Source organism: Stenotrophomonas sp. YJH_SMC_122, from assembly GCF_059369535.1.
On record NZ_JCAFST010000006.1, the window covers coordinates 66,199 to 88,115 of the forward strand.

The 21,917-nt window shown below is 67.1% G+C and carries 17 protein-coding genes and 1 tRNA gene; 8 read left to right on the forward strand and 10 right to left on the reverse strand.

Annotated elements, in window-relative coordinates; translation table 11 throughout:
- The gene (locus AC5P66_RS10010) at positions 1-402 is read right to left on the reverse strand and encodes a hypothetical protein (RefSeq protein ID WP_005420055.1); all 402 of its coding nucleotides are present in this window, start codon (positions 400-402) and stop codon (positions 1-3) included.
- A 223-nt stretch (positions 403-625) separates the two neighbouring features.
- Entirely contained in the window at positions 626-1,150 is a 525-nt protein-coding gene (locus AC5P66_RS10015; protein ID WP_099600865.1) for a hypothetical protein, read from the reverse strand.
- A gap of 205 nt (positions 1,151-1,355) precedes the next feature.
- Between AC5P66_RS10015 and AC5P66_RS10020 the strand changes: the two genes are divergently transcribed.
- Positions 1,356-1,982 (forward strand): YiiX/YebB-like N1pC/P60 family cysteine hydrolase, encoded by a 627-nt coding sequence (locus tag AC5P66_RS10020; protein ID WP_099496143.1) that lies wholly within the window; start codon positions 1,356-1,358, stop codon positions 1,980-1,982.
- 54 nt (positions 1,983-2,036) lie between these two features.
- Here the strand turns inward: AC5P66_RS10020 and AC5P66_RS10025 are convergent, their stop codons facing one another.
- The 3 genes from AC5P66_RS10025 to ubiA all read right to left on the reverse strand — a co-directional run bounded on the left by AC5P66_RS10025 (position 2,037) and on the right by ubiA (position 5,063).
- Positions 2,037-2,201, reverse strand: coding sequence for a hypothetical protein (locus AC5P66_RS10025; protein ID WP_005414774.1), 165 nt, complete (start codon positions 2,199-2,201; stop codon positions 2,037-2,039).
- A gap of 272 nt (positions 2,202-2,473) precedes the next feature.
- Positions 2,474-3,898, reverse strand: a complete 1,425-nt coding sequence (locus tag AC5P66_RS10030; protein WP_180879535.1) for a short-chain fatty acid transporter — start codon at positions 3,896-3,898, stop codon at positions 2,474-2,476.
- A 271-nt stretch (positions 3,899-4,169) separates the two neighbouring features.
- Positions 4,170-5,063 (reverse strand): 4-hydroxybenzoate octaprenyltransferase, encoded by an 894-nt coding sequence (gene ubiA, locus AC5P66_RS10035; protein ID WP_005411493.1) that lies wholly within the window; start codon positions 5,061-5,063, stop codon positions 4,170-4,172.
- A gap of 149 nt (positions 5,064-5,212) precedes the next feature.
- Between ubiA and AC5P66_RS10040 the strand changes: the two genes are divergently transcribed.
- Positions 5,213-5,289: transfer RNA gene (locus tag AC5P66_RS10040), tRNA-Arg, on the forward strand.
- A 51-nt stretch (positions 5,290-5,340) separates the two neighbouring features.
- Here the strand turns inward: AC5P66_RS10040 and AC5P66_RS10045 are convergent.
- The 5 genes from AC5P66_RS10045 to AC5P66_RS10065 form a co-directional block, all read right to left on the reverse strand.
- The gene (locus tag AC5P66_RS10045) at positions 5,341-5,802 is read right to left on the reverse strand and encodes a hypothetical protein (protein WP_021203366.1); all 462 of its coding nucleotides are present in this window, start codon (positions 5,800-5,802) and stop codon (positions 5,341-5,343) included.
- Positions 5,799-6,218 carry a hypothetical protein gene (locus AC5P66_RS10050; RefSeq protein WP_019661622.1) on the reverse strand — a complete coding sequence of 140 codons (420 nt, stop codon included), beginning with the start codon at positions 6,216-6,218 and terminating at the stop codon, positions 5,799-5,801. Before AC5P66_RS10050 ends, AC5P66_RS10045 begins: the two co-directional genes overlap by 4 nt.
- Before the next feature lie 155 nt (positions 6,219-6,373).
- Entirely contained in the window at positions 6,374-7,729 is a 1,356-nt protein-coding gene (locus AC5P66_RS10055; RefSeq protein ID WP_099496146.1) for a Gfo/Idh/MocA family protein, read from the reverse strand.
- Positions 7,730-7,794: 65 nt separating this feature from the next.
- A complete protein-coding gene (locus AC5P66_RS10060) occupies positions 7,795-10,770 on the reverse strand; it encodes a TonB-dependent receptor domain-containing protein (protein WP_262222970.1) in 2,976 nt (991 codons plus the stop codon).
- Positions 10,771-10,904: 134 nt separating this feature from the next.
- Positions 10,905-14,264 (reverse strand): TIM-barrel domain-containing protein, encoded by a 3,360-nt coding sequence (locus AC5P66_RS10065; protein WP_495216278.1) that lies wholly within the window; start codon positions 14,262-14,264, stop codon positions 10,905-10,907.
- A 321-nt stretch (positions 14,265-14,585) separates the two neighbouring features.
- Between AC5P66_RS10065 and AC5P66_RS10070 the strand changes: the two genes are divergently transcribed.
- From AC5P66_RS10070 to AC5P66_RS10095, 6 genes are all read left to right on the forward strand, one after another.
- A complete protein-coding gene (locus AC5P66_RS10070) occupies positions 14,586-15,740 on the forward strand; it encodes an SIS domain-containing protein (protein ID WP_495216279.1) in 1,155 nt (384 codons plus the stop codon).
- Positions 15,733-16,671: an ROK family protein gene (locus AC5P66_RS10075; protein WP_049417012.1), complete on the forward strand. Its 939-nt coding sequence runs from the start codon at positions 15,733-15,735 to the stop codon at positions 16,669-16,671. Before AC5P66_RS10070 ends, AC5P66_RS10075 begins: the two co-directional genes overlap by 8 nt.
- Before the next feature lie 17 nt (positions 16,672-16,688).
- Positions 16,689-18,023, forward strand: a complete 1,335-nt coding sequence (locus tag AC5P66_RS10080; RefSeq protein ID WP_495216281.1) for a D-tagatose-bisphosphate aldolase, class II, non-catalytic subunit — start codon at positions 16,689-16,691, stop codon at positions 18,021-18,023.
- A 33-nt stretch (positions 18,024-18,056) separates the two neighbouring features.
- The gene (locus tag AC5P66_RS10085) at positions 18,057-18,833 is read left to right on the forward strand and encodes a DeoR family transcriptional regulator (RefSeq protein WP_049417055.1); all 777 of its coding nucleotides are present in this window, start codon (positions 18,057-18,059) and stop codon (positions 18,831-18,833) included.
- Complete coding sequence (nagA, locus tag AC5P66_RS10090; protein ID WP_495216282.1) at positions 18,830-19,945, forward strand: N-acetylglucosamine-6-phosphate deacetylase; 1,116 nt, start codon at positions 18,830-18,832, stop codon at positions 19,943-19,945. Before AC5P66_RS10085 ends, nagA begins: the two co-directional genes overlap by 4 nt.
- Positions 19,946-20,137: 192 nt before the next feature.
- Positions 20,138-21,916 carry an MFS transporter gene (locus AC5P66_RS10095; RefSeq protein WP_495216283.1) on the forward strand — a complete coding sequence of 593 codons (1,779 nt, stop codon included), beginning with the start codon at positions 20,138-20,140 and terminating at the stop codon, positions 21,914-21,916.
- The last annotated feature ends 1 nt before the right edge of the window (position 21,917 follow it).

The following is a 21,917-nucleotide window of genomic DNA, read 5'->3' on the forward strand; positions in this document are numbered from 1 at the left end:
TCAGTCTTCGATGTAGTTCACCTCCGGGTGCTTGATGCCGAGCGAGTCGATCAACTTCTCGTACTCGTCGTTGTTGGGCTCCTGCTCCTCGCCTTCCGCGCCGCGCAGCGGCGGTGTGCTGTGGGTCAACTGGCGGCCACTGGCGTCGTACAGGTAGTACCACTCGCAGAAGCTGCAGCCGAACGGCAGTTCACCGTACTGCACGACGAAGTACGGCGTACCGCTGCGGTCCTGCACGCAGGCCAGGCCAACGGCGGTATAGCCGTCCATCTCCTTGGGCGCAGCAATGGCCTGGCGTGCGCCGTCCTTTTCGATTTCCAGCGTGGTCAGCCGGGAAGCGTCCGTGTCTTGGGTGGGCTGGGCCGCCAGGTGCAGGCGGGTGCCTTGGCAATCGATATGCATGCCGGTCTCGTCGCGCGTAAGAGAGGTGGGATGGTCCGCAACGGCAGCCGCAGGCGCGGCCGGCGTCGCTGCCGGGTCAGTAGAAGCAGGGGCCGCCGGTACAGCCGCCTCAGGGCCGCTGCAGGCAGCAAGCATCAGGGCCAGCACGGGGGCAACGGGAGACAGACGCATGCGGTGCTCCTTGGGTGAATCACACGACCGCCCGCAGGCGGTCGCTCAGGGGTCAGATCGATTCGTCCTCACGCTTGACCAGTTGCCAGCACGGCTTCTGGGCAAAGGTGTAGATCTGCTGGTCGCTGGTATCCGGGGTGCGCATCTGCACCTGTACCTGGCCATCGGGCAGGCGGGTGACCTGCATCTCGCGGCCCTGGCGCTGCAGCGTGGCCGGGTCCGGCATCACCGGCCATTCGACCTTGGCAAGCGGCACCTTCTCCTCCACCTTGCGTGGCTCCGGCTCGGCTTCGCTGTCGATGTGGCTGTCCATCAGCGGATCGGCAGTGGACGTCTCCTGCAGCGCGATCTCGTTGCCGAAATGCTTGAGGAAGTCGTCGAAGACCGGATGGGGGCAACTGGCAGACGCGTCTGCCGGGGGCGCGGCAACCGGCGTGGCCGGCGCCGTGGCGGCGGCCGTGCTGGTCGGAGCCGGGGCGGCGGCGTCAGCGGGGGCCGACTGGGGGGCAGGCTTGCAGCCCGACAGCGCAAGCCCCAAGGCAAGCGCAAGCAGGGCAACGGGGCGGAGCTGGTTCACGGGATCCTCCTGATTCCGGGCGGTCGCGCGCGGTTCCGGCGCGGTAGGGAGGCAAGGATAGCCATGCCTCCGTCAATTCAGTTTCAACATCCGCTGTCAGGAATATCCCGACATGCTGAATTGAGACTAATATCACACTAATACGGAAATCAACCTCATCGCAGCAGCCGTTAGACTACGCCGCACACGCTTCGACCCTGGCCCCATGCGCGGATTCCTGCTTGCCCTCTCCCTGTTGGTGCCAATGCTGTGGCCTGGTGTTGTGGCCGCGCTGGAGGTCCGGGAAGGCGACCTGCTGTTCGTCACCGCCGGCCGCAGCGGCCTCAGCGCGGCCATCGACGATGCCACCGGCAAGCAGGGCGCACCCAGCTTCGATCACGTGGCCCTGCTCGCTGCGGCGCCGGACGGCTGGGAGGTACTGCATGCGGACGAGAAGGGATCGCGCCGGCAATCACTGGTCGAGTTCCGCCAGGACGCACGGGCCAAGCAGCGGCACATCGTGGTCTATCGCCTGCACGCATCCCAGCAGGCTGCCATCAAGGATGCGATCGCGACCGCGCGCACGATGCTGGGCAAACCTTACAACACGTCATACGTGTTGAACGAGGACAGCTACTACTGCTCGGACTTCATCGAGCGCGCGTTCCGTGCGCATCATGTGTTCGCACTGCAGCCGATGAACTTCCGCAACCCGCAGACCGGGCAGATCGCACAGCACTGGGTCGATCTCTACCGCGGCATGGGCATGGAGGTGCCGCAGGGTCAGCCGGGCACCAATCCGAACGACATGTCAGCAGCGCCGGTGCTGCAACGCATCGGCGTGCTGGAATAAGCGAAGCCCCGCACGGGGCGGGGCTTCGCGCATCACAGGAAGCGGGTACCGAAGTCACTCTTCCTCGTCCTGCCCACCCTGTTGCTGGTTGCGCTGGTTGCGCTGCTGCTGTTCCTGCTGCTGTTGCTGCTGCTGGTCGCGGCCACGACCCTGCTGCTGATCCTGCTGGTTCTGCTGGCCCTGCTGCTTCTGGTTCGGGTTCTGGTTCTGCTGTGCCATGTCCGATCTCCAAAGCCACGCGCGGAATGCGGTGGACGGGACCATCGTCTGCAGCGAAGAGTTAATCGCGCGTTGGTGGGCGGCTACACGGATGTGTACGCGCGTGAATGAACGGGCAAAGCCTCTTGCGGCACAAGCCGATGAAGGATTCATGCGGGTTCGGCATGTGCTCATGCCGGCCTTGGCGCCACGCCCATTCATGGCGTGCTCTGCCGGAAACACGCGCTGAACGGAGCTGGCGTCCTGTTCGAGCACGCACGCCAGCCCTGCGTTCAGGGCATCACCGGCGGCACATACGCCAGGGTCATGCCCAGCAGCCACAGCAGGCCCAGCACCAGCGGAATGTGCACCAGCAACTGGATGAAGGTGAAGCCCACGATGTCGCGTGCCTTCAGCCCCAGCACGCCCAGCAATGGCAGCATCCAGAACGGGTTGATCAGGTTCGGCAGCGCTTCGGCCGCGTTGTAGACCTGCACCGCCCAGCCCAGGTGCGCCTTCAGCTCGTTTGCGGCCTGCATCACGTACGGCGCCTCGATGATCCACTTGCCGCCACCGGACGGCACGAAGAAGCCCAGCACCGCCGAGTAGACGCCCATCACCAGCGCGAACGAATCGGTGCTGGCCACGTGCACGAACAGGCTCGACAACCGGTGCGCCAGGGTCTGCCCATCACCGCCGGCGGCGTGGGTGAGGATCATCGCGATACCGCCATACAGCGGGAACTGGATCAGCACGCCGGTGGTGCTCGGCACCGCCTTGGCCACCGCGTTGAGGAAGCTGCGCGGGCGCCAGTGCAGCAGCAGGCCCAGCGAAATGAACAGGAAGTTGTAGGTGTTGAGGTTGGCGATGGCAGTGACCACCGGCTTGCTGGCGAACTCGTTGAACAGCCAGCCGAACGCCAGCAGCGAGAGCAGCACGGTCAGCAGCGGGCTGTATTCCAGCCATTCGCCCGGGCGCGTGCGTCGCTGCAGCGGTTCCGGCTCGGCCTGCGCAGCGCCTGGGAACTCCTCGGCAGTACGCGCACTGCCGGCAGCCGGTGCGGTCAGCCAGGCGATCAGCAGCGAGACCAGGATCAGCACTGCAGTCAGCGCAATCGACTGCCACAGGAAGATGGTTTCGGTGAACGGCAACACGCCGGTGATCTCCACCAGCCCCGGCGGCATGCTGGCCGGGTTGGCCTGCAGCTGTGCGGCCGAGGAACTCAACCCCATGGCCCACACCGCGCCCAGACCGAGATAGGCCGACGCACCGGCGGCGCGGTAGTCCATGCGCAGTTCGCTGCGGCGGGCCAGCGCGCGCACCAGCAGGCCGCCGAACACCAGCGAGAAGCCCCAGCTGAGCAGCGAGGCGAGCATGCTGACCAGGCCCACGTACACCACCGCACCGCGTCCGGTGCGCGGCACCCGGGCCAGGAAGTCGATGAAGCGTGCGACCACCGGTGCGGTCGCCACGGCGTAGCCACCGATGACCACGAAGGCCATCTGCATGGTGAAGGGGATCAGGCTCCAGAAGCCGTCACCGAAGGCGCTGGCCGTGGCCTGCGGGCTCGAGCCGAAGCCCATCGCGGCCAGCGCGACGATGACCACGCCCAGCACCGCGAACACATACGCATCGGGGAACCACTTTTCCGCCCAGGCGGCCGAGCGCAGCGCTGCGCGCGCCATCCAGCCGTCCTGTCCTGCTGCCGTCGAGGCCATCGCCTACCCTCCCAGGTTCGATGGACCGATTCTGGGCGGTGGGGTGTGGGCTGTCAGCCACCTATTGGTCGTAGGTGGTACAGAACGGTAGTGCCGGCCGCTGGCCGGCAATTTCCCAATCGGGATGGTCGTGCAGCCGGCCAGCGGCCGGCTCTACCATGCCCGGGAATCGTCGTAGCTGGCGGAGGACGGTAGTGCCGGCCGCTGGCCGGCAACCTCCGGATCACACACGGGTCCAGCCGGCCAGCGGCCGGCTCTACCAGGCCTGGGATCAGCGCAGCGCCAGGTCCACGGCGATGCCGGCAAACAGCGCGGCACCCACCCAGTTGTTGTGCAGGAACGCCTTGAAGCACGGGCCGCGTTCGCGGTTGCGGCAGATCCAGAACTCGTACACCACCAGCGCGGTGGCCACGGCCACGCCGGCCAGGTAGTACCCGCCCAGCCCGCCGCGCACGCCGACCAGCGCCATCGTGGCCAGGAACAGGGCGTACAGCACGCCCTGGATGACCAGGTCGAGATCACCGAACAGGATCGCGGTGGAGTGCGAGCCCATCTTCAGGTCGTCCTCGCGGTCGACCATGGCGTACCAGGTGTCGTAGGCGGTGGACCACAGGATGTTGCCGGCATACAGCAGCCAGCCCAGCATCGGCACCTCGCCCTGCACGGCGGCGAACGCCATCGGGATGCCCCAGCCGAACGACATGCCCAGGTAGACCTGCGGCAGATGGGTGTAGCGCTTCAGGTACGGATAGCTGGCAGCCAGGAACACGCCGATGAAGCTCAGGCCGATGGTCAGCCCGTTCAGGGTCAGCACCAGGCCGAACGCCACCAGCATCAGTACGGCGAACAGCGCCAGCGCGGCGCGGCCGCTGATCGCACCGGTGGCCAGCGGGCGCGCCTTGGTGCGCTCCACATGCGGGTCGAGCCAGCGGTCGGCGTAGTCGTTGATGACGCAACCGGCCGAGCGGGTCAGCCACACGCCGGCGGTGAACACGAACAGCGTCCACAGCGGCGGCAGGCCGCCCGCGGCCAGCCACAACGCCCACCAGGTGGGCCACAGCAGCAGCAGCGTGCCGATCGGGCGATCAGCGCGCATCAGACTCCAGTAATGCCGCCAACGCGGCGTCGCCGGCGACTGCGGCGAAGTGAGGGGGGTATCAGCCATGGCGATAGGATACTCCTGCCCCTCTGGCAGGGCTTTGCCCGTGGGGGGAGATTTGTTCGGCGAAACTGGATAGAATGCCGGTCCCGCACCGCTTCATGGCGCTGCGATGCCCGCCCCGGCACTGGCCGACGGCGCGGCGGTTCTACAACGCGCCCGTAGCTCAGCCGGATAGAGTAGTGGCTTCCGAAGCCATTGGTCGGGGGTTCGAATCCCTCCGGGCGCGCCATCTTCCCCTGCTCGTTCCCGTCACCCCGGGCCTCTCGCTTGCGCTTCCACGTCAACGTGGCTCAGGAGCGAACGGCATCGAGCGATGTGTGCAACCTTGAAGATCGCGCACGACGATGGAAAGCGCCTGCCCTTTCTGCACGGCACCGGGCAGGAAGGCGCCCTTGCCGTCGTACAGGAAGGTTTCAATCTCACCACGTGCAACCACCAGGTCCGCAGCCGGCGGCTTGAGCTCTTCCAGAACAACACTGAAGGGACGCCAGGCCAGACCGTGTTCGTCGCGGATATCGGTCGATACCGCGTGTGCATGCGCCTGCCGATCCACGCTGGCCAGTGGCAGCCGTAGTGCCTGCGATCCCTCCGTAGCGATCTGGAACCTGCCAAGGACCACGGTATCCACAGTTTCACTGCCGATGTAGGTGATCGTGGCCTCGGGACACTGCACGGCATCGGCCGGGTGCGATGCACACGCGGCCATGCTTGCGGTCAGGAGCAGAATGATCGGCCGGATCATTGGCTGGCACCTGGCACATCGCTACCCTGCCCGGGGTTTGCAGCGGCGCGCGTAGTGGTAGCGCCCGGCCTGCGCGCATAGCTGTAATCGGGATCGCGCCAGGCGCGCACGATCGGACTTCGTGCGTGCCTGATCGCGCCGGGGACCCAGGACAACATCAACACCACGGCCCAGATCGCAGCCAGCCAGAACCATCGGCCCGAGGCATAGGCCCAGATCATGGGTAATGCAGCCAGCATTACGATGATCTGCGTATACAACAGGTAGAGCGTATACAGGCCCAAGCGAGGATCCGAGCGCAGCACCACGCCACATCCCCTGCATGCCGTCTTCGCCTGCCGTCTCGATGCGGAAAGCAGTGGAAACCGCTGCCCCGCGGCGCCGCAAAGTGGACAGGTGAAGGTCAGCAGGCGCATCAGGCAGCTCCTCTCTGTCGTTTGACATCAACTGTCCGGCACGCAGCCGAGCCTAGCATGGGCTTGGTAGGGGGACGCCACAAACAACAACGCCGGGCTATGCCCGGCGTTGTGTTCAAAGCAGTCGAGCATGGCTCGACTCTACACAGAGCAGATCAGTACTTACCATCGAACGCGAAGATCGGCTTGCGCGTCTTCCACGCACCAGCAGTAAAGTCCGGGAACTCCAGCGTCTGGAAACCGTTGGCGATCGACTGCTCGCTCAGCGGCGTGATCGCACTCCAGGTCACCGCATCATAGATGTCGATCGGCATCGGCGCCTTGGCCTTCAGCGCTTCCACAAATGCATGGATGACGAACCAGTCCATGCCACCATGGCCGGCACTGGCGGCAGTGTCGGCATTCTGTTTCCACAGCGGGTGCTCGTACTCGTCCTGGTACTTCTTGAACTCTTCCCACTGGTGCGGCGGGCTGCGGCCTTCGATGTGGATCGAATGGTTCACGTCCATCCACAGGCCCTTGGTGCCTTGCACACGGAAACCCATTGAATACGGGCGCGGCAGCGAGGTGTCGTGCTGCAGCAGGATGGTCTCGCCGTTCTCGCAGGCCAGCGTGGTGGTGACGATATCGCCGAGCTTGAACTTCACCTTGGTGCTGGGGTGGGTGGTGCCGCCACTCTTGGCCACGGTGTATTCGTGCAGGCCGCGTGCCTTGGTCGCGAAGGCGTTGATGTGGGTGAAGCGGTTGCCACGGTTGATGCCGGTGTACATCGCGCACGGGCCGATGCCGTGGCTGGGATACAGCTCGCCGTTGCGCTCCACCGAATGCTCGGTGCGCCAGCGTGCTTCGCTCCAGCCCTTGGGACCGAACTCCACGCCGCTGTCGTAGGGCTGGTTGGGATCGCCGGAATTGAACTTCACGCCGCGCAGGTCGTGCTGGTAGCCGGCCTGCAGATGCACCAGTTCGCCGAACAGGCCCTGGCGCACCATCTGCAACGCCGCCATCACGTCGCGGCGGTAGCAGACGTTCTCCAGCAGCATGTACGGGGTGCCGGTGCTCAGCTGGGTCTTCAGCACGTCCCAGTGGTCCTGCAGGGTGATGCCGGCCACCACTTCACAGCCCACGGCCACGCCGGCCTGCATCGCGGCAATCGCCATCGGTGCGTGGTACTCCCACGGCGTGGCGATGATCACGCCATCGATGCCCTTCTGTTCCAGCAGGCGCTTCCACGCGTTGGTATCACGATCCTGGCCATAGGTCTTCGGCGCGGGCTTGCCGGCCTTCGCCACCATCTCTGTGGCACGGCCCAGCATGATCGGCTCGATGTCGCACAGGGCAACCACTTCGACGTCGTCGCGACGCACCAGCTCCTTCAGCAGCACCAGCCCGCGCATGCCGGTACCGATCATCGCCAGGCGCACCTTGCGCCCGCGTGCCCATGCCGGGGTCTGCGGCAGCAGGCTGCTGGCGGCGACAGCGGCACTGGCCGCGATGAATTCCCTACGCTTCATGGCAAACATCTCTCCTCTTGGCAGCGTGCCGGCCGCAGCCGGTACGCCAGGTCACGCAAACGGAATTACTTGAACCGGTAGCCGATGGTCACACTGTAACCACGGCCGAAGATGGTGGCGTAGTCACTGGAGTCACCCAGGAAGCTGTTCGGATCGTAGAACGGCAGGCGGTTGAACAGGTTCTTGACGGTGAAGCTCAGGTTCCACGCATCATCCGGGCGCCAGGTGACGCTCATGTTGGCGGTCCACCACGACGGTGCACCATCGCACTTGCTCTTCTGCAGGGCCAGGTAGCCGCCGGTGCAGGTTTCCTTGTTGTTGCTCTCTTCGTCGATCTGGTCGGTGGCCCACTTGGTTCCGCCGACGTAGTTGACGAACATGCTGGTGGTCACCTGCTTGTAGGTCCAGTCGGCATTGAGCGTGGCACGCAGGCGCGGGTTGTTGTAATAGCCCACCACGTCGCCGTAGTACCAGCCGTTCTCCGCGTCCATGTAGAAGCGGTTGCGGTTGGCGATGGTGGCGGCCAGGCCGATGTTCAGGTTGCCCCAGTCGCCCAGCGAGAAGCGGCTGCGCGCGTCGATGTCGAAGCCGTCGATCAGCGTCTTGCCGCGGTTCTTGTACTGGCCGACCACACTGGCCACGTTGCCGGCCGAATAGCCCGGCAGCACCGACGGGCAGCTCACGCCACTGGCCGGGTCGGCACACATGGCCGCCAGCTGGGCCAGATTGGCGCGGTCGCTGTCGGTGATCGGCGAGCGCGACATCGAGATGATGTCTTCCATGCGGCGATAATCCGGCGCAACGATTTCATTGTTGCGGTAGATGAACCAGTAGTCGGCCGACACCGACAGCCAGCTCGCTGGCTCGTAGACGAAGCCGAGGGTGGCGATCTTCGCCTTCTCCGGCTTCAGGTCCTTGTTCGGCTGGGTCATGCGCGCCACTGTGCGGCTGCAATCGACGTTCAGCAGGGTCTTGCCGAGATCGACGTCGCCCGGCCGCTGCGACTTCAGCAGCAGGTTGGCGATGGCATTGGTCTCGCCGCAGCGCAATTCGTCACGGAAGCCACCGAGCTGGGCGAACACGCCGCCGTTGCCGGACTCGGCCAGGCTCGGTGCACGGAAGCCGGTGGAATAGGTGCCGCGCAGCATCAGCTGATCGAACGCCTGGTACTTGAAGCCGATCTTCGGCGCGATGTTGGCACTGAAGTTCGGGTATTTGTCCACGCGCACCGCCGCATCCAGTTCCAGCTTGTCGGTGATCGGTGCCACGGTCTCGGCGAACAGCGCGTAGGTGTTGCGCTTGCCGTCGAACCACGAGCCGCCCTGCTGGGTGATCAGGCCGTTGGCCGCATCGGCGTTGCCCGGAGTGTAGAAGGTCTCACGGCTGGCATTGAAGCCGAACGCGGCGCGCATCTCGCCCGCTGGCAGCTGGAACAGCGGTCCTTCGATCTTGCCGTCCAGGGTATGCAGGCGGGTCCACGACTGGATGTCGAAGGTCGGGAATGCTTCACGGATCAGCGCGGCGTTGGCTTCGCTGATCTCGCCGAACTTGTACGCCGGGTGGTCGGAGATGATCACCCGACCAGTGCCCGGATCGATCGTGTATGGGCCGAAGGCCTTCTCGAAGCCCTTGGTGTTGACGTTGATCGTCTGGTAGGTGGTGGAGTGGGTACCCGCGCTGGCGAATGCGGTTTCCCAGTTCCAGTCACCCACATTGCCACGTGCGCCTGCCAGCACGCGGTAGCTCTTGTCCGTGTTGCGCTGGCCGAAGTAGTTCGGGCCGGCATCCTGCAGCAGGTAGTTCAGGCCGACCACCCCGCCCATCATCGCCTTCAACTGCGGGCTGGCGTGGTTGTACTCGTTGTTCGGGCCCAGGAACGGGTACAGGAACTGGTTGACGGTGTTGCCGGTGTTGCGCGAGAACCAGCTGGTCGGGTTGCCGGTGGTGGTGCCGTAGGTGCGCGGCGTGCCGCCGTTGGCGCGCAGGTCGATGTCGGTGTAGGTCGCCTCGGCGAAGATCTCGGTGCTGTCACCCACCAGGAAAGTGCCGTTGAGGTAGGCGGTATTGCGCTCGGACTTGGCGCCGGCATCGATCTCGTTGTTCATCCAGGTTTCCCAGACGCAACGCGGGCCGGCCGCTTCACTGGTCAGCACGTTCCTGCAGCCCGGCGCAGCTTCCTGCACGCGGCGGCCGGTGACCGGATCGAACGCGAAGTAGGTGCCCGGGTTGAACTCGCCCGGCTTGCTGCCCACACCCAGGCGCAGGTTGTTGAGGTAGTTCGGATTGTTGACGTAGTACTGGTCGGGCCGCTTGTCGTAGAAATCGCTCAGCGGAATCGCGTCGCGACGGTACATGTTGACCGCACCGTAGATGTTGAAGCGGTTCTCGGCCAGGTCACCGAAGCCGGCGGTGATGCTGGCCTGGCGCTCGCCGTAGGAATCGATGCGCGAGGAGGTGTCGTTGGTGAAGCTGATCTCGGCCCCCTGGAAGTTGCGCTTGGTGATCACGTTGATCACGCCGGCCACCGCGTCGGTACCGTACACGGCCGACGCGCCGTCGGTCAGCACTTCCATGCGCTCGATGGCCGCGGCCGGGATCGCATCGATGTTGACGAACTGGGTCTGGAAGCCGGCCGGCGCACCGTAGTACGACAGGCGGCGACCGTTCAGCAGCACCAGCGTGCCCTGTGCGCCGAGCCCGCGCAGGTTGGCCTGCGAGGCACCATCGGAACCGGTGAACAGCGAGCGCGCATCCTGCTGCGCCGGGCGAGCGGCCGGCAGGTTGTCGAGCACCTGCAGCAGCGTGCGCGCACCCATGTTCTGGATGTCCTGCTTGCTGATCACCTGCACCGGCGAGGCGGTTTCAACGTCGGTGCGGCGGATGTTGGAACCGGTGACCTCGATACGGGCCAGGTCGGTGGCGTTGTCCTTGCTCTCCTGGGCAAAAGCAGGAGCGACAATCGAGAACAGCGCGCCGGCAATGGCCAGCGTCAGCGGAGCGATCGGGCGGCAGGGGGGGCGGTGGTGGCGGGCGGGCAACATCGGGGTTCTCTCCTGGCAGGGGTGCGGCGCAACTGAGTGAGCGCGTGGGCGTTCGGCGGGCAAAACGCTCCCGGGCCACGGCCATGAGGGCCGTAGTCGGGATGGGGCGGGGGAGGAGCGGTGTTACGTGGGGGTCATGGGGCGACGATGCTGGCGGAGTCGCCCTCCTGGCCGATCAGTACGGCGTTGGCCCAGTTGGCACAGACCTGGGCGGGTTGGCTGCCCTGCGCACCCAGCGTGCGCAGGCTCAGGGTGGAAAGGCCACGGATGTCCAGCTCCGGCTTGACGACGCCGGGCGCCTTCACCAGGCCGCTGTCGTACAGCAGGCGGTTGTCGCCCCATACCTGGAACTGCAGGCCGCCGGCGTTGCGGCAGGCGTCGTCGATGCCGAGGTCGGCACGCAGCAGGTGCCAGCCGCCCTGCAGGCGCAGGTCGATGCGGCTGTTGGCGCCGACCCCCAGGCCACGGCGGAACTGCAGGCCGTTCATGCGCATGCCGGCGTCGCCACGGAAGGACTGGTCGGTACGCAGCTGGCTGGCCAGCGCGGCCGGCACCGGCAGCTCGGAGAGATAGCGCTGCCGGGCCGGTCGCTCCGGTTCCTGGTGTTCGAGGATGTGGAAGGTGGACAGCGCGATCGGGCCGACGTCACGGGGCTGCAGCGCATCGAACGCGCGGGCGCTGCCCTGGGCGGCGGTGACCATCGGGTCGGTGCTGCTGGCGCCGTCGCCTTCGGGGTTCTGCACGCTCAGCACGCGGAAGCGCAGCAGGCGGCCGGCGTGGGCCGGGAAGTCGATGCGCTGCACGCCTTCCTTCAGTTGCAGGCGGCCACGCGCGATCGGCTCGCCCCACTCCCCGTTGCTGTCGCCCAGGTACACCTCGTAATCGCGCACCTGGCCGTGCTTCCAGTTCTTGTCGTTGCGCGGCGCGACGTCGATGCCATCGATCATCCTGCGCTCGCCGAAGCCGATCACCCACTCGTGCGCACCGGTGCGCACGGCCTGGTTGCGCACGCTGCGGAACCAGGTGTTGGGATCGTCATCGAAGGCGTTCTCCAGCGCATGGCCGGGCTCTTCGGCCGGGCGGTTGACCACCAGCAGGCTGTCTGCGGGCAGTTCGCGGCCCAGCACCGGCGCGGCCGGGTAGGCATCATCGGCGGCTGCGGCAGCGACCGCGAAGTCCAGCTGCAGCTGCAGTGGCTGGCGGATGTCCTGGGCAGCCGTGCGCACATGCAGCGTGCCGCGGCGCTCCTGCGCGTCGAAGTACCAGCCTTCAGCCGCACCGTTGAACGCCGCCGCATCGGCCAGCGCCGGCAACGCACGGCCACCGGCCTGCACTGCACGCGGCGCCTGCCGGCTGAGTACGCGCAGGCCGTAGCGGCGCTGCGCCAGCTGGCCGTTGTACTGGCCCTGCACCGCGTCGATCTGCACCTGCACCGGGCCACTGCCGTGCGCCGGCGCCTGCACGCGGATCTGCTGCGTGCTCGACTCGCCCTGCTGGTAGCGGCGCGTGTTGCCATCGTCTTCGTACAACGTGTACTGCGAGTCGCCCTGCGGGTACAGGTCGAAGGTCACTTCATCGAGCGGTTTTTCGCCATCGAACAGCATCGACGGATACATCGGCAGGATCGCACCGGCACGCACGAACACCGGCAGCGTGGCCAGGTTCACCTGGCGGTCGAGCTGGCGGCCATCGGCACCGGCCTGCACGCGGCGGCCATCCCAGTAGTCGATCCACCCCCCGGCCGGCAGGTGGATGTCGCGGCGCCAGCCACGGCTGGCCGCCTGGCTGCGGTACACCGGCGCCACCAGCAGGTCGCGGCCGAGCAGGAACTGGTACTTGTAGGTCTCATCCTGTGCATGCGGGTCGCGCGGGTAGTCCCACATCAGCCCCCGCACCGGCGGTGCACCGGTCTGCGCGGCCTCGTGCACCAGCCCGTACATGTACGGGGTCAGGCGCATCTTCAACTTCAGGTAATCGCGGTTGATGCTGCGGTACGGCTCGTCGTACCACCACGGGTGCTTGCGCGCATTCGACGACCAGCCGCTCATGCCCATCAGCACCGGCGTGAACGCCTTCCACTGCAGGTCGCGGGTGAAGGTCTCGGCGCTGCCGCCGAAGATCGCGTCGACGTCGCCACTGGCGTAGGCCATGCCGGACAGGCCCGAACCGACCAGGGTCGGCACGTGCCAGCGGATGTAGTCCCAGCTGCTGCTCTGGTCGCCGGTCCACGCGACGGCGTAGCGCTGGATACCGGCCCAGCCCATCACCGTCCACAGGAACGGGCGCGAATCGGAATTGTCGAGGATGCCGTTGAACGCCTGCCGGTTGGCATCCATCGCGAACTGGTAGCCCTTGCCGGTCCAGGCCACGTCCAGCTTCTGCACGCGGCTGCCGGCCTTGCCGACTTCCCAGGCGATCTTGTCGACGCCGTTCTCGGTCCACAGCCCGGTGCGGAAGCCGTAGCCCGCGAGCCCCTTCACCGTTTCCGGCAACTGCTTGTAACCGCAGCCGTAGCCATCGTTGGGCAGGATCCAGCCACCGGGCATATCGTGCTCGCGGTACTGCTTGGCCACGCTGTCGACCACATCCGGCGTGGTGCCGGTCGGGCCATCGCTCCAGCCTTCGGGCACTGTGCCGGGCTTCCTGCTGTTGTCGCCGTCGTTGTAGCAATCGGCATCGCCGTAGGACAGCGCCCAGCGCGCCACCATGTTCGGGCGGCCGGTCAGCTGGGTGTAGCGCTCGATCAGCTTGGGCAGGTTGGCGCCGACGAAGTAGTAGGCATCGAAGCGGTCTTCGCGGTGCAGCAGGGTGGCCTGGTCGGGCTGGCGCAGGTCGTAGCTGCCATCGCTCCAGGTATTGCGCAGCATGCCCCAGCCACGGCTGCTCAGCAGCATCGGTGCAGGACTGGGACGGTCGCCCTCTTCCCAGCCGCCGGAATAGGACACTTCCAGCTCGCGGCCCTTGAACTGGTAACGGCCGTTCTGCTGGCCGCCACCGAAGTAGCCCTCATCGGCCTGCGAGGACAGCACCTGCACGCTCTGCGTGGCCTCCAGGTCCAGCGGCTGCAGTTCCTGCCACAGCGCGGTGGGCTGGCCGTTGTCCAGGCGTTCCAGGCGCATGCGCAGCGGCTGCCGCTGCACATGCAGGACCAGTGCGTCGGTGCGCACGCGGATTTCCTGCGCGTCTTCTTCCAGCTGCGCCTGCACGTTCGCCCTGGGCTGCGGCAGCACGATCGGTGCGGCCTTGTCGCCGGCACCGGTCAGCGTGCCGTTGCGGCCGGCCTGCACGCGGATGATGTCGGTCGCCGGCAGTTCGATGCGGATGCGCGCGCCCTTGTCGGTCTGCAGGTCCCAGCCGCGCACGCCATCGCGGCTGTCGCTGGCGCTGACCGAACGCAGGTTGCCGACCGGCTCGGCGCGGGCCGGCATGGACGCCAGCATCAATGCCGGCACCAGGGCCAGCATCAGCGGCGAGCGACGAACGCAGTTTTCCACGCGGACTCCCAACCCGTTTACCGGGCGTTTCGAAAGCGATTGGGCCGACTCTAGGGCAGCGATTCGAAAGATGTCAATAAATTGAAAGGAAAAAGGAAGATATATTCCATTGAAACGAAAGTTGTTGCGTCGCAATACTTTGTGTAAGCGCTTGCAGGCGCCTGTTAAGCATTGTGCGATACGGCATTTGGCCTGTCCTTTCGTTTTCCTGGCCCTCCCCGGCTGGGAAAGTGACCCGGCCGTTTTCTTTCTTTTTACTTTCGATGTTTGACATTTCGAAAGAAAACACAGATGGTGCGCTGGCCCAACTGGAACCTCCGAATGGACGTCACCCTGCTTTCCGATGTGTCCGCCTGGCAGCACCTTGGCGGAGCCGATACCGCAACCGAAATCGCCCAGCAGCCTGCGCTGTGGGAAGCACTCGCACAGGATCTGTCGCGTGCCCGCGACCGCCTGCAGGCCTTCCTTGGCGACAGCCTCGACGATCCCAACCAGCGCGTGCTGTTCACAGGCGCCGGCAGTTCCGGCTTCATCGCCGAGATGGTGGCTGATGCGATCAACGCACAGTGGCCGGCCGAGGTGCGCGTGGTGCACACCACCAGCCTGCTGACCCACCCGGCGCTGTACCTGCAGCGTGACCGCCCGACCCTGCTGGTCTCGTTCGGCCGCAGTGGCTCCAGCCCGGAAAGCGTGGCAGCGGTGGACCGCGTGTGCAGCGACGTGGATGACGCGCGCTTCCTCGACATCACCTGCAACGCCGATGGCGAACTGGCCCGCCGTGGCGCCGGCCGTGCCGATACCTGCACCCTGCTGATGCCGTCGGCCAGCTGCGACCGCGCCTTCGCCATGACCAGCAGCCTGACCTGCATGCTGCTGGCCGCACTGACCGTGTTCGATCGTTCGCCGTGGGATGCGCGCGTGGCGCGCCTGAAGCAGATCGCCGCGCTGGCCCGCGAAGGCCAGGCGCAGTGGGACGCACCGGTGGCGGCGCTGGCGCAGCGCCCGTTCAACCGCGTGATCTACCTCGGCAGCGGGCCGCTGGAAGCGCTGGCCCGCGAGTGTGCACTGAAGGTGCTGGAGCTGACCGCTGGCCGCGTTCTGGCGCTGGCCAACACGCCGCTGGGCTTCCGTCATGGCCCGAAGTCGACGCTGGATGGCAACACCCTGGTGGTAGTGCTGCGCAGCGTGCAGCCGCTCGCGCGCCGCTACGAGCAGGACCTGCTGGAAGAACTGCGCCGCGATGGCGTGGCCGGGCAGGTGCTGGCGATCGGTCCGCATTCGGATATCGGCGCCGATGACGACTACACCCTCACCGTGCCGGCGCTGGACGATCCGTGGCTGGCACCGGTGTGGCTGGGCTTCGCGCAGCTGTTCGCGCTGCAGCGCTCGGCCGCGCTGGGACTGACCCCGGACAACCCGTTCCCGGATGGCACCGTCAACCGCGTCGTCAAGGGCGTCACCATCCACCATGGCTGAGCTGATCGCCCACGCCTGCTATGGCATCGACATCGGCGGCACCAAGATCGAGCTGGTGGCGTGCGATGCGGCGATGCAGGTCACCTGGCGCCGCCGCGTGGCCACGCCGCAGGGCGACTACGATGGCTTCCTGCAGGCCGTGGTGACGCTGGTGGCCGAGGCCGACGCCGCGCTGGGCCGGAATGATGCGGCCATCGGCATTGCCCTGCCCGGCGTGCGTGACCGCCGCAGCGGCCGCCAGCTCAGCGCGAACGTGCCCGCACTGACCGGCCAGTGCGTGGCGCAGGATCTGCAGGCGCGGCTGCAACGCTCGCTGCATTTCGGCAACGACCTGCAGTGCTTTGCCCTGTCGGAAGCGCACGGCGGTGCCGCCGAAGGCTATCCCAGCATGTTCGGCGCCATCCTCGGCACCGGTGCCGGCGGCGGCTTCTGCCTGCAGGGCCGGCTGCTGTCCGGCTTCAACGGCCTGGCCGGCGAATGGGGCCACTGGAGCGTGCCCGGCCATCTGCTGCAGCGCCATGGCCTGCCGCTGCTGGACTGCGGCTGCGGCCTGCAGGGCTGCGTGGAGCGCTATGTGTCCGGCAGCGGATTGGCCATGATCGAACGCCACCTCGGAGGCAGCGCCGTCGATGCCAGTGCGGTGATCACGCTGGCCGAAGCCGGCGATGCCCGCGCGCGCAAGGCGCTGGACATCCATCGTGACCTGCTCGGCCACAGCCTGGCCGCGCTGGTGCTGGCGCTGGACCCGCACGTGATCGTGCTCGGCGGCGGACTCTCGCAGTACGCGCCGCTGTACCAGCAGCTGCCGGCCGCCATCGCCACCCATCTGTTCAATGGCGTGCAGGTCCCCCCGATCGTGCCGCCACGGTTCGGCGATGCCGGTGGCGCACGTGGCGCTGCCCTGCTCGCCTGCCAGCCCTCGTTTTCCTGATTGACCGGAGCGTGACCATGTCCCCGTTGCAGACCCTGCTTGCTTCCCACCGCGCCGGCGCCAACGTCGGCCTGTACAGCGTCTGCTGCAGCAACGAGCAGGTGCTGCGCGCGGCCATGCACGTCGCCCTGGCGCATGGCACCGTGCTGCTGATCGAGGCCACCTCCAACCAGGTCGACCAGTTCGGCGGCTACACCGGCATGACCCCGCCGCAGTACCGCGACTACGTCGGCACGCTGGCCGATGAGGAAGGCTTCCCGCGCGAACGGCTGATGCTGGGCGGCGACCATCTTGGCCCGAATGCCTGGCAGAAGCGCCCGGCGGCCGAAGCGATGACCCACGCGCGCGTACTGATCGAAGCCTACGTCGCCGCCGGTTTCCACAAGATCCATCTCGACTGCAGCATGTCCTGCGCCGATGACCCGGTGCCGCTGCCCGATGCCATCGTTGCTGCGCGCTCGGCCGAGCTGGCCGAGATCGCCGAACGCACCGCCGCCGAACATGGCCTGCCGCCGCCGGTCTACGTGATCGGTACCGAAGTGCCGATTCCCGGAGGCGAAGCCTCGCTGGCCGAGGGCCTGCAGGTGACCACGCCGGCCGCCGCCGCGCAGACCCTGGCCATCCACCGGCAGGCCTTCGATACCCCGCAGCTGCGCGATGCGTGGCAGCGCGTGATCGCGATGGTGGTGCAGCCGGGCGTGGACTTCGACCACAGCAGCGTGCACGAGTACGACGCCGCAGCTGCCAGCACGCTGGCCGATTTCCTGGAAGAGCAGCCACGCATCGTGTTCGAAGCGCACTCCACCGACTACCAGCGCGAGAGCGGCCTGCATGCGCTGGTGCGCGACCACTTCGCCATCCTCAAGGTCGGCCCCGCGGCCACCTTCGCCTACCGCGAAGCGCTGTTCGCGCTGGCCGCGATCGAGGCCGAACTGCTGCCGGCGGCACAGTGCTCGCGCCTGCCGCAGGTGCTGGACGAGGTGATGGTGGCGCAGCCGAAGTACTGGCAGTCCTACTACCAGGGCGATGACGCCGCGCTGCGCCTGCTGCGCAGCTACTCCTTCAGTGACCGCTGCCGCTACTACTGGGGTGAGCCCCCGCTGGTGCAGGCGGTGCAGACCCTGTTCGCCAACCTGGAACAGCACGCGCCGCCACTGGTACTGCTAAGCCAGTACCTGCCGGAGCAGTACCGCGCCGTGCGTGAGGGCACGCTGGCCAACACGCCCACCGCGCTGGTGCAGCACCGCATCGGCCTGTGCCTGGGCGAGTACGCGCGCGCCTGCAGCGCCAACCAGGCCGGAACCCGCACGCAGAACGCACGTTCGGCTGCCGCCGTTGCTGCGAACGGCTAATCTCTACCTTTCCCCGCGAAACCGAGAATGGCCATGCGCAACACCCGCTCCCGCCGGCAACAGATCCTGCAGCTGCTGATCGAGCACGGCTCGGTGCAGGTGGCCGATCTGGTCGAGCGTTTCGGCGTGTCGGCGGTGACCATCCGTGCCGACCTGACCCACTTCGAGTCGCAGGGCCTGGCCAACCGCACCCACGGCGGCGCCACCCTGGTGCGCACGCCGCCGCAGGAACAGGACATCCATGAGAAGGACGCGCTGAACCTGCCGCTGAAGGAATCGATCGGTGCGCGCGCTGCGCGCCTGGTGCAGCCTGGTGACAACATCATCATCGATTCCGGCTCGACCACGATGACGCTGGCCCGCCACCTGCGCGCGCATCGCGACGTGACGGTGATGACCAATGGCCTGAACATCGCCTGGGAACTGGCCAATGCCGCGGGCATCACCGTGCTGCTGACCGGTGGCCTGCTGCGCCAGCAGTCGCTGTCGCTGCAGGGCAGCCAGGCCGAGGCCAGCCTCAACTCGTACAGCTTCGACACTCTGTTCCTGGGCGTGGACGGCCTGGACCTGCAGTTCGGCCTGACCACCCACGACGAGGCCGAAGCCCGCCTCAACCACCGCATGGTCGAGCGTGCGCGCCGCATCGTGGTGCTGACCGACGCCTCCAAGTTCGGGCGCGTCAGCCTGCACCGCATCGCCCGCCTGGACCAGATCCACGCCATCATCACCGATGCCGGTATCGACGACGCAACCCGCGAAGGGCTGCAGCGGCTGGGCATCGAAGTGATCATCGCCGAGCCTCCCGCATGACCGACGCCCGTTCCCTGCATGGCCGCATCCTCACCCCGCTGGGTTGGCGGCGTGGCCACGTCCACTTCGATTCACACGTTCGCCAGCTGCAGGTGGATGACCACAGCGGCGCTGACGACCTGCAGCTGCCGGTGATCCTGCCCGGCTTCATCGACCTGCACGTGCACGGTGCGGCCGGCGTCGACCTGATGCAGGGTGGCGATGTCGCGCGCACCATCGCACGCACCCATCTGCGCTTCGGTACCACCACACTGCTGGCGACCACCATGACCGCCGGCCTGGATGAGATCGAGCACGCGCTGCAGGGCGTGGCTGCGGCGATGGCGGCGCCCGATGCCGACGCCGCCAGCATCGTCGGCGTGCATCTGGAAGGACCATTCATCAGCCCGCAGCGCCTGGGTGCACAGCCCAACCGTACGATCGAGGCGACGCTGGCGCTGGTGCAGCAACTGCACGCACTCGCGCCGATCCGGGTGATGACGCTGGCTCCGGAAATCGGCGAGCACACCGCACTGATACCCGCGCTGGCGGCAATGGGCATCCGCGTGCAGCTCGGCCACAGCGCTGGCACATACGAGGAAGGCGTGGCCGCGCTGCAGGCCGGTGCCTCCGGCTTCACCCATCTGTTCAATGGCATGACCGGTGTCGATCACTATCGCCCGGGCATCGCGGCGGCAGCACTGGCGCATGCACAGTACGCCGAGATCATTCCCGACCTGCAGCACATCCATCCCGGCGTGATCCGCCTGGCCGCGCGCGCGATCCCGCGCCTGTATGCGGTGACCGACGCGACGGCCGCCACCGGCATGCCCGACGGCGAGTACGCGCTGGGCCAGCAGCGCGTGCACAAGTGTGGCGGCTGCGTGCGACTGGCCACGGGTTCGCTGGCCGGCAGCGCCCTGACCATGGACCAGGCGCTGCGCAACCTGGTGCGCGTCGGCCTGGAGCTGGCCGACGCCTCGCAACGTGTTTCCACCTTCCCGGCCGACTACCTGGGCCTGGGCGATCGCGGCCGCATCGCGCCCGACGCCCGCGCCGACCTGGTGGTGCTGGACGCCGAACTGCGCCTGCAGCAGGTGGTGGTGGGTGGGCGCGTGGTCGATCTGAACTGACACGCGCGATGCGGCCCGGATGCCGCGCAGGCTCCCTGTAGAGCCGAGCCATGCTCGGCTCAGCGCGCGAAGCGCGGCATGGGGAACCTCGATATCGGAACGGAAAGCAGCCGAGCAGCGCTCGGCTCTACAGAAAGCACTCTGCGACGAACCGCCGCCGGGCGTGGCCCGGCGCTACCACAGGAACTGCCGATGACTCCAAGCACCGCTCCGCGCTGGCCCGTACGCTACCTGCTCTTCATCGGCGGCCTCGGTGGCCTGCTGTACGGCATCGACATCGGCATCATCGCCGGTGCCCTGCCCTACCTGGAAGCAACGGCCAGCCATGCCTGGCAGCTCAGCAGCCAGCAGCTCGGCTTCGTGGTGGCCGCGGTACTGCTGGGCAGCGTGCTGTCGTCGCTGTTCGCCGGCATGATCGCCGACCTGATCGGCCGCCGCGGCGCGATGCTGCTGGCCGGCCTGCTGTTCACCGCCTCGATTCCGATCATGGCGCTGGCCTCCGGTTACACGCCGCTGCTGCTGGGCCGCCTGCTGCAGGGCATCAGTGGCGGTTTGATCGGTGTAGTGATTCCGCTGTACCTGGCCGAAGTGCTCAGCCCCGAGCGACGCGGGCGCGGCGCCGCGATGTTCCAGCTGCTGCTGACCGTTGGCCTGGTGCTGGCAGCCCTGATCGGCCTGTACCACGCCCACGCCGTGGATGCCGCCGCCGAAACCGTGCGCTCGCTGCCGCTGGCACAGCAGGCGCAGGAGCTGTTCACGGTGAAGGACCACGCCTGGCGCACCATCTTCTGGACCTGCCTGGCGCCGGGCCTGCTGTTCTGCGCGGGCATCTTCTGGCTGTCCGAATCACCACGCTGGCTGGTACGCCGGGGCCGCATTGATGAAGCCCGCCGCAGCCTGCAGCGCGTACTGCCCGCTGCCGATGTGGAGCCCACCCTTGCGCAGATCCAGGCGCCGGAATCGAGCAGCAGCCACAGCAAGCGCGATCCACTGCTCAGCCGCCGCTACGTGGTGCCGTTCCTGCTCGCCTGCGTCGTGCTGGCCTGCACCCAGGCCACCGGCATCAACTCGGTACTGGCCTACGCGGTGAACATCCTCAATCAGGCCGGCCTGTCCGGTTCAGTGGCCAACGGCGCCGATGTGGCGATCAAGCTGCTGAATGCGGTGATGACCGTGGTCGCGTTGCTGCTGGTCGACCGCAAGGGCCGCAAGTTCCTGCTGATGCTCGGCAGCGGTGGTATCTGCGTGGCCCTGCTGGCCGCGGCCACGCTGTTCTTCCAGGCCGAGCGTGGCCGTGACGACGTGCAGCCGCAGCTGCAGGCGGCGGTCAGCGGCGATGGCCTGCAGCTGGTGCTGGACGACGCGCAGTGGCAGCGCCTGAGCAATGGCATCGACAGCCAGGGCCGGCCGATGCAGCTGACCGTGTCGTACGCCTATGGTGACTTCACCAATGTGCGCGCCCTGCGCAGCGACAACCTGACTGATCGCGAGCTGCGCATCGAGCGCGCCGGCACCGTGCAGGCCGACAGCGTGATCGGTGCCTTCTTCCGCAAACTGCATCTGAACCCGTTCGCCGACCCCGCCAGTGCCGCGCAGGCACCGCTGCGCATCGAACAGGCCCGCATCGGCCCGGTGCCGCCGCCTGCACATGGCTGGGCGGTGGCCACCTGCATCCTGGTGTTCGTCGCGTTCTTCGCGGTCGGCCCGGGCGTGTGCGTGTGGCTGGCACTGTCGGAGCTGATGCCGAACCGCATCCGCTCCAACGGCATGAGCATCGCCCTGCTGATCAACCAGTTCGTGTCCACGACCATCGCCGCGATCTTCCTGCCCACGGTGGGCCACTACGGCTACGCCAGCATGTTCGTGTTCTGGGCGGCGTGCACCTTCGTGTTCTTCCTGGTGGCCGCGTTCTGGCTGCCGGAGACCAAGGGCAAGTCACTGGAGGAGATCGAGGCACGGTTCGCCCGGTAGC

Coding starts and splice junctions, on each gene's coding strand:
- AC5P66_RS10010 (WP_005420055.1), bottom strand. CDS start 402: ATGCATATCGATTGCCAAGGCACCCGCCTGCACCTGGCGGCCCAGCCC.
- AC5P66_RS10020 (WP_099496143.1), top strand. CDS start 1,356: ATGCGCGGATTCCTGCTTGCCCTCTCCCTGTTGGTGCCAATGCTGTGG.
- AC5P66_RS10025 (WP_005414774.1), bottom strand. CDS start 2,201: ATGGCACAGCAGAACCAGAACCCGAACCAGAAGCAGCAGGGCCAGCAG.
- AC5P66_RS10030 (WP_180879535.1), bottom strand. CDS start 3,898: ATGGCCTCGACGGCAGCAGGACAGGACGGCTGGATGGCGCGCGCAGCG.
- ubiA (WP_005411493.1), bottom strand. CDS start 5,063: ATGGCTGATACCCCCCTCACTTCGCCGCAGTCGCCGGCGACGCCGCGT.
- AC5P66_RS10045 (WP_021203366.1), bottom strand. CDS start 5,802: ATGATCCGGCCGATCATTCTGCTCCTGACCGCAAGCATGGCCGCGTGT.
- AC5P66_RS10050 (WP_019661622.1), bottom strand. CDS start 6,218: ATGCGCCTGCTGACCTTCACCTGTCCACTTTGCGGCGCCGCGGGGCAG.
- AC5P66_RS10055 (WP_099496146.1), bottom strand. CDS start 7,729: ATGAAGCGTAGGGAATTCATCGCGGCCAGTGCCGCTGTCGCCGCCAGC.
- AC5P66_RS10060 (WP_262222970.1), bottom strand. CDS start 10,770: ATGTTGCCCGCCCGCCACCACCGCCCCCCCTGCCGCCCGATCGCTCCG.
- AC5P66_RS10070 (WP_495216279.1), top strand. CDS start 14,586: ATGGACGTCACCCTGCTTTCCGATGTGTCCGCCTGGCAGCACCTTGGC.
- AC5P66_RS10075 (WP_049417012.1), top strand. CDS start 15,733: ATGGCTGAGCTGATCGCCCACGCCTGCTATGGCATCGACATCGGCGGC.
- AC5P66_RS10080 (WP_495216281.1), top strand. CDS start 16,689: ATGTCCCCGTTGCAGACCCTGCTTGCTTCCCACCGCGCCGGCGCCAAC.
- AC5P66_RS10085 (WP_049417055.1), top strand. CDS start 18,057: ATGCGCAACACCCGCTCCCGCCGGCAACAGATCCTGCAGCTGCTGATC.
- nagA (WP_495216282.1), top strand. CDS start 18,830: ATGACCGACGCCCGTTCCCTGCATGGCCGCATCCTCACCCCGCTGGGT.
- AC5P66_RS10095 (WP_495216283.1), top strand. CDS start 20,138: ATGACTCCAAGCACCGCTCCGCGCTGGCCCGTACGCTACCTGCTCTTC.